We start from the raw sequence: 13038 nt of genomic DNA on the forward strand, positions 1-13038 counted from the left end.
CATCGTTCGCCGGGCTTTTCCGGCTTTATGATTTTGTGATGGTTTCTTCGAGGTTGTAAATGGTGGAAATGACACGCATCAGCGACGCGAGTGTCTTGTGATCGACATTCCGTGTGAGCGGGTATTCGCCTATCGCCACCATTTTCTCGGCAGCTTTGGGCCGTATTTCCTTCAATTCTTTTTGATAATAGCCCGTCAGGACTTCCAGCTCCTTCCGGCTCGGCGTGCGGCAAACGATTTGCCTGAATGCTTTTGTAATCTTCTCTTCGGTGGTGCTCTTTTCCTGTAATAATTTCGCAGCAAGCACACGTGAAGCTTCAAGTACGGTGGGGTCGTTCATCATCACCAGTGCCTGCAACGGCGTATTGGTTTTCAGACGCCTTACTTCACACAAATCCCGGTTACTGGCATCGAAAATGGCCATGGTGGGCGGCGGAACGGTTCGTTTAATGAGCGTGTACATCCCGCGACGATACAAGCTCGCGCCATGGTCCTGATTATAAACAGACAACAAACCACGCCCCGACGTGGCACCTTCCCACAAGCCTGCGGGCTGGTAAGGTTTCACGCTTGGCCCACCCAGTGCCCGGTTGAGCAAGCCGCTGCTCGCAAGCACGAGGTCTTTTACAAATTCTGCATGGATACGGTAGCGCGACCCGCGTGCCAGGTAGATATTATCCGGGTCAGCGGCCAGGTTCTCCTTCGTCACCACTGCCGATTGCCTGTAAGTGGCCGACATCAGCATTTGCTTTACAAACCGTTTGATATCCCAATTATGCTCCATGAAATCCACCGCCAGCCAGTCGAGCAGTGCGGGGTGTGTGGGCAACTCGCCTTGCATCCCAAAGTCACCGGATGTTTTGACAATACCTTTTCCAAAGAATTCCTGCCAAAGAATGTTAACATACACTCTGGCAGTCAACGGGTTGCGTTTGTCAAATAACCATTGCGAAAGGCCCAGGCGGTTTTTGGGGTATTTCTTATCAAATGGGAGAATGGCGGAGGGCGTACCGGCTTGTACTTCTTCGCCGGGCGCATCATAAGCGCCGCGTTTCAGGACGTAAGTCTTGCGCAACGTGTCCAGATCGCCCATGACCGAAACAATGAGCTGGTTGGTATCTGGCTTGTTGACGAACGTAAGGATGTCCTTCACATCTTTATCGCTGATCTCCATCAATGGTTTCTTCGCATAAGTTTCCGGCCCGCCGATCACCGATTCGATCCCCACCTCTCTCACATTGTTGAAAAATGCGAACATCTGGTAGTATTCCTTTTGGGAGAAGGGATCGTATTTGTGGTCGTGGCAGTGCGCACATTCCAGCGTTACCCCCAGCAAACCTTTTCCAAACAGGTCGTTACGGTCGGTAACGTACATAATGCGGTATTCTTCGGGGATAACCCCACCCTCCTCGGTGATTTTGTGATTCCGGTTGAAGCCAGTAGCGAGAAGTTGCTCCTTCGTAGAGTTGGGAAGCAGGTCCCCGGCCAGTTGCCAGGTCACAAAATCATTATAATGCATGTTTTTATTGAAGGCGTGGATCACCCAGTCGCGCCAGGGCCATTGGGTACGGTAGCCGTCGTCCTGGTAACCGTGCGAATCGGCATAGCGCGCGAGGTCGAGCCAGTGGATCGCCATTTTCTCCCCGTATGCCGGGTTGGCGAGGAGTTTATCCACCATTTTCTCATAGGCTTTCGGACTATTATCGGCCATGAACTCGTCCATAAGCTTTAAGCCCGGCGGCAATCCGGTAAGGTCGAGGCTTAGCCGTTTCAGCAATCGCTCTTTATCCGCTTCTGCGCTCGGTTCGAGTCCTTTTTGTTCCTGTTTTTCAAGAATGAAATAATCGATGTCGTTTTTGGCCCAATCCTTATGCTCCACTTCCGGCAATCTAGGCTTTTTAGGTGCCACAAATGCCCAATGCTTTTCATACTTCGCACCTTGTTTGATCCATTTGCCGATCAAATCGATTTCGCGCTGGGTCAATTTAAGATTGGACGCAGGAGGCGGCATACGAAGCGTGGTATCTTCCGTTGTTAGCCGAAGATAAGCCTGTGACTGATCGGGTTTGCCAGCCACAAGGGCATGCGCTTTGGGACTGTCCTTCAACGCAGCAAATGCACTCGCGGGATCATCGAGGCGCAAGCCCGCTTCCCGTTTGTTTGCATCGGGTCCGTGACAGGCCAGGCATTTGTCAGAAAGGATCGGTCTGATGTCAAAATTGTAGCTCACCTGCTCCGGCAACTTCTCCTCCCCAGGGCTTCCGGGCTTATTGTTACAAGCCTGAAAGCCCAAAGCCATGACCACCGTCCCGGTCAGCAGAAAAAAATTAGTCTTCAAATTCATCATCATGGGTTCAGGTTCATCAACCACACTTTTTTATTAGTATATATACTTAACTAAAAAAATGTACATTTATTGAAGCAATAATACCAATTAAGGCCATCTAACTATCCTGTGCTATACTGTTCCTGCTCCAATTATTTTCTCCTATGAACCAAAGAACCTTTTTAGCTATTCTACTGACAACTATTGTGTTGGCAAGCTTTTCGCCGTCCAAAATCGGCCTTTTTGAGGCAGGAAAAGACATTGGCAACCCTAAGCTGGCAGGCTCGTCTGCCTACGACTCCTCTACAAAAACTTACATGATGAAGGGCGGAGGCTACAACATTTGGTTCGAGCGCGACGAGTTTCAGTATTTGTTTCGCGAAATGGAAGGGAATTTTACCGTCTCTGCCGACTTTGAGTTTGTCGGAAAAGGTCGGGATGCGCACCGGAAAGTGGGATGGATGATAAGGGAATCAACCGATGACAATGCCTCGCACCTGAGCGGCGTCATTCATGGCGACGGGCTAACGGTGATGCAGTGGCGGGTAAAAAAGGGAGATAAGATGCGCGACCCGGAGGACGAGATTTTTAGCAAAGAGAAAAATATACAGACAATCGAAATCAGCCGCGAAGGCAATACGTACACAATGCGCGGAGCAGCAAAGGGAAAGCCTCTTCAAGTGATTGGCACCCACGAAATGTCCAACTTTAAGGCCAAAGTACTTGTAGGTCTCTTTATATGTTCGCACAATCCTGATGTGCTCGAAGAGTCACGAGTGACGAATGTAGTCGTTCGAAAGGGGAAAAAGTGAGGGATAGTATAAGAGCAATGCCGTCGCCGACATTGCTCTTATAAATTTTATCATTTGCCTGCTTTGATCCAGGCATTGGCTTTATCTTCCAGCAATTTGAGCGGCACACAACCCGCCTCCAGCACCAGCTTGTGGAAAGCGCGGATATCGAACTTCGATCCCATTTCCTTTTCAGCCTTCGAACGCAGCTCACGGATTTTCAACTGGCCGATCTTATAGGACAATGCTTGCCCGGCCCCGGCCATATACCGCTCCACTTCCGCTGTAATGCTTTCCTCTGACTCCGCCTCATGATCCAGCGAATACTTGATAGCCTGGTTCCGCGTCCATCCCTTAGAATGCAGTCCGGTGTCCACTACCAGACGGATCGCACGGTGCATTTCGGCGCTCAGCATGCCAAAATATTGATAGGGATCGGTGTAAAGGCCCAGTTCTTTGCCCAATGATTCGGTATAAAGCGCCCATCCTTCGCCGTAAGCACTATACCATAAATTTTTACGAAACTCGGGTAATGCGGTGTTTTCCTGCTGCAACGATATTTGGTAGTGGTGTCCTGGAATGGCTTCGTGGAGGAAAAGACTTTCGTCTGAAACTATATTATAGGCAGTAGCGTCGGGTACGGGCACGTAGAACACGCCGGGGCGCGAACCGTCGGGCAGTCCTGGATTGTATTCAGCGGATGCAGATGCTTCCCGGAATGCCTCCGTCCGCCTCACTTCGAATGGCGTTTTGGGCGTCAGCTCAAACAGTTTTGGGAGGTTTGGTTTCATCCGGTCATGGATTTCTTTGAAATGCGCGACCACCTGCTCGGCCTTCTTGAACGGCATCAGCTTCTTATTGGTCCTCACCGCATTGAAAAACGATATAAGATCACCCTTATATCCCACCTGCGCTTTCACCTTTTCCATTTCCCCTGAAATCCGTGCTACTTCTTTCAAGCCGATCTGGTGGATTTCTTCGGCGGTCATTTCGGTGGTTGTGAAATACTTGATATAATAGTTATACAAAGCCTTTCCGTTCGGAAGCGCATCGAAGCCGTCGGTAATCCGGCCGGCGGGGACGTATTCCTTTTCCACAAAAACATGCATTTTCTGGAACGTCGGGATGATCTTCGATTCCACCATCACTGCATATTCCTTTTCCAGACGGGCCTTGTCTTCATCCGAAAAGTCCTTTGGGAAATTTTTCACAGGCGAGTAAAAGAGATGGTCTTTCACTGGGCCGTGATCCATATCAGCCAGTTGAGGGATCACTTTTTTGATCAATGGAGCAGGTAAAACGTATCCCTCCTTGATCCCCTTCCGCATATTCACTACCGCGGTATCACACCACACCACAAAACCGTCGACCCGTTTCAGCCAGTTGTCATAATCCTTCACCGTTTTGAAAGGCTGCAAGCTGCTCCCACTGGCCATCTGGCCGATCATCAGGTGGGTAGAAAAGATCTGATTGATCGGCATTAACTCCGTCGGGAATTTCAATCCATCCAGGTTCACGCTGCATTCCCACTCGATCAGGTCCCAACTGGTTTGCTCCTCAGGTGTCAGTTTTGACCGTTCATATTTGGCCAGTTCGTCCTGATATTTCCTGTAAAATGCCGTCATTTTAGCTTTTCCGGCCTGCGAAAGGTCGTCAGACATCTTATCGTTGTAACGGTTGTCGCCGTTCATCGTGGCTTCCAGCGGATAAAGCGGAAGCCTTTCTTCATAATATTTTGCAAATACTTCGCTGATCGGCGGCATGGTTTGTTCTGCGTTTTCTGATTTCTTCTGGCAGGCCTGAATGGTCAGTACAGCCACGACAAATCCGTAATAAACCAGTTTTTTCATGAATGATATCGTTTGAGGATTTGTAAAGTAAACAAAAAGTGCCGGAAGAAATCAAAGTTCACGCTATGATTCCATTACATGCGGCATTAATTTGCACAGACAACCCACATCAACGCCACTCGGAAATGAAGCAAAAAGTACTGGTCATCGGCAGCTCCAATACTGATATGGTGGTCAAAACGGAGCATTTTCCCAAGCCGGGTGAAACCGTGCTCGGCGGGACATTTCTGATGAATCCGGGTGGAAAAGGGGCCAATCAGGCCGTGGCAGCTGCCCGGCTGGGAGCCGATGTTCGATTTGTGGCTAAAACAGGCATTGATATTTTCGGAAAACAGGCAGTGGAAGGTTTTGAAAAAGAGGGCATCGACACCCGTTTCATGACCGAATCGACAGACTTGGCGTCGGGTGTCGCGCTCATTACGGTCAATAGAGAAGGACAAAACGAAATTGTGGTAGCCTCTGGCGCCAATATGGATTTGCGCCCCTCCGATATTCCGGACAACGCATTTGAAGACATTTCATTTGCCCTTTTTCAACTTGAAATACCAGCAAAAACTGTGCATTGGGCACTGTCCCAATGTGCCGAAAAGCAGATCCGCGCCGTCCTCAACCCTGCTCCTGCACTGCCATTAGATTCCGAATTCTTGAAAGGTCTTTACCTGATAACGCCCAACGAAACGGAAACGGAGCTCATTACCGGTATTGAAATAAATGGAGAAGAAGCCCTTCAAAAAGCCTCGGAACGGTTCTTCGACCAGGGCGTGCAAAATGTGATTATAACATTGGGTAGCAAAGGCATTTTCCTGGCTAGCGAGCATTTCACCGGCATGATACCTGCCCCTGTGGTCGAAGCGATAGATTCCACCGCTGCCGGCGATGTATTTAATGGAGCACTCCTGAAAGCCCTGGCCGATGGCACTGCACTCGAAGACGCCTGCCGTTTCGCATGCCAGGCGGCAGCAATTTCGGTCACACGAATGGGCGCACAAAGTTCAGCTCCTTATCAACACGAATTAGAATCTTCTCAAACCCATGGATAAAATCCCTGTCATCATAGATTGCGATCCGGGCCTCGACGATGCCCTCATGCTCATGCTGGCCCATGGCAGCGGCCGGTTCGACATCAGGGCTGTGACCATTTCCGCAGGTAAACAGACCCAGGCGAAAACGCTGCAAAATGCGTTAAAAATCCTGACGCTCATCGGCGCTACCGACATTCCGGTGCACCATGGCGCTGAAAAACCGTTGCTTCGCGATCTTGTCGTATCAAATGACGTTCATGGAGAAAGCGGCCTGGACGGACCGTCACTACCCATACCGGAAATGCAGGCGCAGCCCGTCAGCGCGGTGGAAGGCATTGCTTCGATCCTGTCCGCGTCGGAAACGCCCATCACTATTGCAGCCACAGGCCCATTGACCAATATCGCAACGTTCCTCCTCGCCTACCCCCAGTTAAAAAGTAAGATCGAACGAATCTCACTGATGGGCGGCGGAATTTTCCGTGGCAACATGACGCCCCTCGCCGAATTCAATATTTATACCGATCCCGAAGCCGCGGCCATTGTTTTTAGAGCCGGTGTGCCCATCACGATGTGTGGATTGGATGTGACACATAAGGCACTTGTTTTTCAGAAGGATATAGATCTTTTCCGCGCATTAGGCAACCAGGCGGGCCAGGTGGCCGCGGATCTGATGGATTTCTTCTCCATTTTCTACCGCGAAAATCGTGTCGAATTGAATGGCGGAGCAGCGATGCACGATCCCTGCGCTATTGCCTGGCTCATGAACCCTGGGATTTTCACGACGAAATCGTGCTACGTGGATGTTGAAACAAAAGGCGAACTTACCAGTGGAGCCACGGTAGTGGACTTCTATAATACTTTACACAAGGAACCTAATGCCACTGTCGCATACGACATCGATCGGGACGCATTTCTGGATATGTTGTTCAATGCCATTAAAGCGTTGCCTTAAAGCAGAACGGAAACTTCGTCTTCGACATCGCTACGGGCGGCGCGGTAACGTACTACCGCATTGCCTGTTTGCAGAATGAACAATCCGCCAAATGCGCAGAAGGCCATCATACCGACCATCGGCATGGCGGTATTGTTGTGCAGGAAGCTGACAATCGCTGAAATAACAGCACCCGCACCCATACGCCAGCTACCCATAAGCGCCGACGCGCTACCCGTATGCTTGCGGAAAGGTGCCAGTGAAAGCGCCGTAGCGTTTGGTCCGGTAAGCCCCTGCCCCGTCAGGAATACGAACATGGCGCCGATCAGTGAAAACAGGCCAAACCAGTTGTTGTACACGCCAACAACCAGGATCAGACCGACGATGCTCTGATATATCAGGGTAAAACGAATGATTTGTTCACTCGTAAACTTTTTAAGCAAAAAGTGGTTCAATTGCGTCGAGCCGATCATGGCTACGGCCAAAAAGGCGAAAATCCAGCCGTATTGTTGTTCGGATACCTTATAGATATTCATAAAAACATCCGAAGATCCTGAAATGTAAGCAAAGGGCGCGGCAGTTGCCAAGCCACCTGCCAGCGTATAAATTAAAAACTGTGGCTGGTTTACGACCGTGAAATACCCTCCCAAAACCGCATTTGGACGAAGCGAAACCGAGTTATCGGCACTCCTGCCGGTTGGCAAGAAGAAATAGATCGCAATGATAATCAGACTGACGATGCCAGCCAATATTACAAAAATCCAGTACCAGGCAATGGAAGCAGTGACATAACCTCCGATCGTCGGCGCAATCATGGGCGAAACGGCAATTACCAGGGTAATGAGCGAAAATACTTCCGCTCGTTTGTCGGCCGGGAAAAGGTCACTCACCAACGCCTGCGAAGCCACAAGGCCTACGCAGCCTCCCATGGCCTGAAAAAAACGCATGGCGATGAGCGAATCCACCGATGAAGTCATTGCGCAGCCGAATGAAGCGATCACATATAATACCAGCCCGGCGTAGAGCGGTTTCTTCCTCCCAAAACGATCCAGCAGAGGCCCGTACAACAATTGCCCGATACAGATTCCGATCAGGTAGCTCGTTAACGAAAGTTGTACTTTATCGATAGTGGTTTTCAGATCCGACGCGATGCGCGGGAAACCCGGCAGGTACATGTCGATGGAAAAAGGACTGACGGTCGCCAGTGATCCGAGGATCAGGATAATAAAGAAGTATTGCTTACGGCTCATGGACTTACATTCACTCAATGCAAAGTTAACGGGTATATCGGCACATTAAGTTCCTGCATTTTAATAAGTACAATATTTTCATCAATCCTCAATAAATCCTTCGCGCAACCATCAGTATCATGCCGTCGTATTTTTGTATATATTCAATATAACATTCCAATTCGTCCACTTCTAAACCTGTACATATGAGAGCTATTTTTATCCTGGTTACGATTTTCCTTTTCAAACTGGACCTGCCTGAATCTGGACTGTCGCCGGCTCCCATCCCGCTTTGTCACACGCCAGCGAATGCGATGTCGGAGCTCGCCTCGAACGCAGATTTTCGGATGTTGCACGAAACACCGCTCGCATTTACCTACCAGGGAGCCGGTGAAACCGTAACTTTCCCGACATCCGACGGCAAAACTGCTTCTGGCTTTCTGCTCAAATCGCCGAAGACATCAGACAAATGGCTTTTTGTGTACCAGGAATGGTGGGGATTGAATGACTACATCAAACAGGAAGCCGCCAAACTGCACAAAGACCTCGGCGATGTGAATGTCCTCGCGCTCGACATGTACGACGGCAAAGTAAGCACCACGCGCGAAGAAGCGGGCAAGCTTATGCAAGGAGCCTCCGCTGAGCGACTTGCTGCGATCACTCAGGGCGGCAGCCAATATGCGGGTGCCAATGCAAAAATCGCCAGCATCGGCTGGTGCTTCGGCGGAATGCTCTCATTACAGCACGCGATCGCCGGCGGGAAGCAGATAGTGGGTTGTGTGATGTACTACGGCCGTCCCGAAAGCGACATCGAGAAACTCAAAAAGCTTAACACCGACGTCCTGGGCATTTTCGGCAGCCAGGACCAAGGCATCCCACCAGCAACCGTCGCCAAATTCGAAGAAGACATGAAAACCGCCGGCAAAAAAGTTACCATCAAAATGTACGACGCAGTCCACGCCTTCGCCAACCCCAGCAACGCGAAATATGATGCAGCAGCGGCGGCTGATGCTTATAAATTATCGCTGGAGTATTTGAAGAGGAAATTGGGGTGATATTTCGGTCTTTATTTGCTACCGATATTATATCCCTCACGGCATCTCCGGCGTTTTACCGGCATTGTGAGTTCAGGCAAAAATTCAAGAAGTATAACGAACAAAGCCCGGCTCACACCGGGCTTTGTTCGCTTATGTAAAATAACTTATTCTCCTTTTCTCTCCAACCGCACCACTCGCGTGGCAGGATCGACATTACCATCAGCCGGTGCCGCAGCCACGGTCACCACCTGCGCCTTGTCTTCAACTTTGACGCTACCCACTTCGTGCTTGCCAGTACCGATGTGCGGGGCGATGACGAGCGATACGATGGACATGAGTTTGATGAGAATGTTCATCGAAGGCCCGGAAGTATCTTTGAATGGGTCACCGACTGTGTCTCCCGTTACCGCCGCCTTGTGCGGTTCGGATTTTTTGTAGTAGGTTTCTCCGTCGATCACCACCCCTTTTTCAAAAGACTTCTTGGCATTATCCCAGGCACCGCCTGCATTGTTTTGAAATATCCCCATTAAAACACCCGAAACTGTAACCCCGGCAAGTGTTCCCCCCAGTACTTCGGGCCCGAACAGAAACCCGACGGCTACGGGAACCAGTAAAGCGATAAGTCCGGGGGCAATCATTTCCCTGATGGATGCCTGAGTGGAAATGGCGACGCATTTATCATATTCGGGCTTTGTTGTCCCTTCCATAATGCCGGGCAGTTCGCGGAACTGGCGACGTACTTCCTCCACCATTTTCATAGCGGCACGCCCTACGGCGGCGATAGCGAGAGAAGAGAAAATGAACGGGATCATCGCCCCTACGAACAATCCTGCCAGCACATTCGCTTTATAAATGTCGATCGAACTGATGCCTGCCACGCCGCAGAATGCAGCGAAAAGCGCCAGGGAAGTCAATGCAGCAGACGCGATCGCAAAACCTTTTCCAGTAGCCGCAGTGGTGTTTCCTACCGCATCCAGGATGTCCGTACGGCCACGTACTTCTTCCGGCAGATGCGCCATTTCGGCGATACCACCGGCATTATCGGCGATTGGGCCGAATGCGTCGATAGCGAGCTGCATAGCCGTTGTCGCCATCATCCCGGCAGCAGCAATCGCCACCCCGTACAGACCGGCCACTTCATAGCTCAGGGAGATACCTGCGGCCAATACGAGCGTAGGTACCACGGTAGATTCCATCCCCACCGAAAGCCCGCCGATAATGTTCGTCGCATGACCGGTTTTAGACTGATTGACAATAGATTGCACGGGACGCTTACCCATGGCTGTATAAAATTCTGTAATCATTGACATGATCGCACCTACAACAGAACCGAGCAGAATGGCGAGGTATACATTCATCGCCGTGAAATCAACGCCACGGATATTCAGGTTTCCCTCGGGCAACATCCACATGGTGAGTGGGTAACTTACGATCAGGACCAGAATGATAGAACCCCAGTTTCCGCGGTTTAATGCGCCTTGTACATTGCCCTGATCGTTGCTTACGCGCACCAGCAGCATACTGATGATAGAAGCGATCAAACCAACACCGGCAATTACCATCGGCAGCAAAATCGGTGCAATGCCTCCGAAGTTATCGGTGCCGCTCGATACGATCTCGCGGCCCAGAACCATTGTGGCGAGGATAGTCGCCACATAGGAACCAAAAAGGTCGGCACCCATACCGGCCACGTCGCCTACATTGTCACCCACGTTGTCGGCGATGGTAGCGGGGTTGCGTGGATCGTCTTCGGGAATACCGGCTTCAACTTTACCCACGAGGTCGGCTCCTACGTCCGCTGCTTTGGTATAAATACCTCCGCCTACACGTGCAAAAAGCGCGATCGACTCGGCACCCAGCGAGAAGCCCGCCAGTACTTCGAGCACCCGCTCCATCGGCAAGCCGTTGACATCAGTGCTATCCCCCACAAAAACCGCGTACAATAAAATGAACAAACCACCTAGCCCCAGCACCGCGAGGCTCGCTACACCGATACCCATCACCGAACCGCCTGTAAACGACACTTCCAGTGCCTTGGTAAGGCTTGTACGCGCTGCCTGCGTGGTGCGTACATTCGATTTCGTGGCGATATTCATGCCGACGTAACCGGCAAATGCAGATATAAATGCACCCGCAAGAAACGACAAGCCAATAAAAGGACTTGAATTTTCAACCAATGTTCCGGAGTAACCCAGTAACACACTCACAATCAGACCAAAAATAATGAGTACACGCCATTCGGCTCTCAGGAAGGCCAGGGCACCGTCTGCAATTGCATCCGCGATGGTTTTCATTTCAGGATTCCCTACATCCTGCCGGATAACCCAACTTCTTTTGAAGAACATAACCAGCAAGCCAACAAGGCCTAACGCCGGCACTAAATAGGTAATGTTACTCATGCTATGATCTAAGATTTGGTTAAATGGTTTTTATAATTCTCGTAAATATAGAGAAAGGCACCTCATATCAAAATCGCAAAACCCTTATTTTTGACCAATTCGTATAGATTTTATAAAAATTCTGTGAGAATTTGGGCCATTTCGGAAGGCACTCTATGATAACAAACTGGCTCTCAAGGAATAACAGAATTGTATGGAGAAGATGTCGGGCAATGCCGATCGTATCACTTTAAAATGAATAAATTGATATAATCAGAGAAAATCGTGGAGAAAAGGATACCCTAATGCCTCTGACGAAGCAAGGACAGAAGCAAAAAGCTGATGACAAAACCAACTGCACCGGCGGCCACAGCAAGGAGCGTACCACCTAAAAAATATTGTACGAAGTTGACATGAATCGACGCCAATGTGAGGTTTTCGACGGACGTGATCTGGACGGAATTCTGGTAGAACAACCCGCCAAACTTGTAGCTAGCGTAAATGATAAACGGAATGGCCGGCGGGATGCTGATGTGCGCAGCCGTGAGAAACAGTACCTTGTTCATCCGGAAAAGGATCGACAGCGGAATGCCCACCATCAATTGAAAACCCCAGATCGGGACGATACCCATGAAAAAACCAAAACCGATCGACTTTGCCTTGCTGAAATTACTTTCCCCGGGCTTTACGGCTTCGTCACGGATGATCTTCCAGAGGCCTTTTTTTTTAATGTAGCGAAACAGCCGCTTCGGCAGGTAATAAGCCAGTGTGAGCGTTACCAGCCAGGTATTAAGAATGCTGATGCGGGTAAAATCACGAAACGGCCTGAAATGCGTTACCCGTTCATTTTTATCGTAGATAACCTGAATATTGATCGGAATAATAGGTACATCCTTCCAGGCCATTTTTACGATCACTTCGATCTCAGTCTCAAATTTTGTTGTGAAAAGGGTTATCCGTTTCAATGGTTCGAGCGGATAAAGCCGGAAGCCGGTCTGTGTGTCGGGTAATGTTAGCCCGGTCTCCAATTTGAACCAGAAATTGGAAAACTTGTTGCCGAAAGAGCTTTTGCCCGGTACTCCCTCCTGCTCCATATTCCGCGATCCCATGAGCAGCGCGCCGGGATTAGCCCTGGCAGCTTCGATGAAAAGCGGAATGTCGGAAGGCAAATGCTGGCCGTCGGAATCGATGGTAATGGCCTTTTCAAAGCCAAGCCGGATGGCTTCGGCAAAGGCTTTTCGCAACGAAAAGCCCTTTCCCTTGTTTACTGCATTGTCGAGCACGCGTATCCTTGGGCCGTAGCCGGCCAGGATCGAAACCGTGTCGTCGGTTGACCCGTCATTTACTACAATTACTTCCTGTCCCTGTGCATATTGCAAAACGCCGTCGATCACCCGCCGCAAAGTGTTACGATTATTATAGGTGGGAATGATCACGCAGCACTGGATATCCGACAGGGTCATCGCGACTTATG

The 13038-nt window shown here is 50.1% G+C and carries 9 protein-coding genes; 4 read left to right on the forward strand and 5 right to left on the reverse strand.

Annotated elements, in window-relative coordinates; translation table 11 throughout:
* Window positions 1–25: 25 nt before the first annotated feature.
* Window positions 26–2344, reverse strand: a complete 2319-nt coding sequence (locus LZD49_RS25080) for a PSD1 and planctomycete cytochrome C domain-containing protein (RefSeq protein ID WP_234670681.1) — start codon at window positions 2342–2344, stop codon at window positions 26–28.
* A 146-nt stretch (window positions 2345–2490) separates the two neighbouring features.
* Between LZD49_RS25080 and LZD49_RS25085 the strand changes: the two genes are divergently transcribed.
* The gene (locus LZD49_RS25085; protein ID WP_234670439.1) at window positions 2491–3138 is read left to right on the forward strand and encodes a hypothetical protein; all 648 of its coding nucleotides are present in this window, start codon (window positions 2491–2493) and stop codon (window positions 3136–3138) included.
* Window positions 3139–3188: 50 nt separating this feature from the next.
* Here the strand turns inward: LZD49_RS25085 and LZD49_RS25090 are convergent, their stop codons facing one another.
* Window positions 3189–4967, reverse strand: a complete 1779-nt coding sequence (locus LZD49_RS25090; RefSeq protein ID WP_234670440.1) for a DUF885 family protein — start codon at window positions 4965–4967, stop codon at window positions 3189–3191.
* Window positions 4968–5092: 125 nt separating this feature from the next.
* Here LZD49_RS25090 and rbsK point away from each other — a divergent pair, with 125 nt between their 5' ends.
* Together rbsK and LZD49_RS25100 are read left to right on the forward strand one after the other, a co-directional pair.
* A complete protein-coding gene (gene rbsK / locus LZD49_RS25095; protein WP_234670441.1) occupies window positions 5093–6007 on the forward strand; it encodes a ribokinase in 915 nt (304 codons plus the stop codon).
* Entirely contained in the window at window positions 6000–6941 is a 942-nt protein-coding gene (locus LZD49_RS25100) for a nucleoside hydrolase (RefSeq protein ID WP_234670442.1), read from the forward strand. The genes rbsK and LZD49_RS25100 overlap by 8 nt, the downstream gene beginning before the upstream one ends.
* Here the strand turns inward: LZD49_RS25100 and LZD49_RS25105 are convergent.
* The gene (locus LZD49_RS25105; protein ID WP_234670443.1) at window positions 6938–8170 is read right to left on the reverse strand and encodes a multidrug effflux MFS transporter; all 1233 of its coding nucleotides are present in this window, start codon (window positions 8168–8170) and stop codon (window positions 6938–6940) included. The two genes, LZD49_RS25100 and LZD49_RS25105, sit on opposite strands and share 4 nt — an antisense overlap.
* 185 nt (window positions 8171–8355) lie before the next feature.
* Here LZD49_RS25105 and LZD49_RS25110 point away from each other — a divergent pair, with 185 nt between their 5' ends.
* Window positions 8356–9204 carry a dienelactone hydrolase family protein gene (locus LZD49_RS25110; RefSeq protein ID WP_234670444.1) on the forward strand — a complete coding sequence of 283 codons (849 nt, stop codon included), beginning with the start codon at window positions 8356–8358 and terminating at the stop codon, window positions 9202–9204.
* Window positions 9205–9350: 146 nt separating this feature from the next.
* Here LZD49_RS25110 and LZD49_RS25115 read toward each other — a convergent pair whose 3' ends face one another.
* On the reverse strand, window positions 9351–11585 hold the full coding sequence (locus LZD49_RS25115; RefSeq protein ID WP_234670445.1) for a sodium-translocating pyrophosphatase: 2235 nt from the start codon (window positions 11583–11585) through the stop codon (window positions 9351–9353).
* 281 nt (window positions 11586–11866) lie between these two features.
* The gene (locus LZD49_RS25120; RefSeq protein ID WP_234670446.1) at window positions 11867–13027 is read right to left on the reverse strand and encodes a DUF2062 domain-containing protein; all 1161 of its coding nucleotides are present in this window, start codon (window positions 13025–13027) and stop codon (window positions 11867–11869) included.
* Window positions 13028–13038: the final 11 nt, after the last annotated feature.

The organism is Dyadobacter sp. CY261, assembly GCF_021440085.1.
Taxonomy (GTDB): Bacteria; Bacteroidota; Bacteroidia; order Cytophagales; family Spirosomataceae; genus Dyadobacter.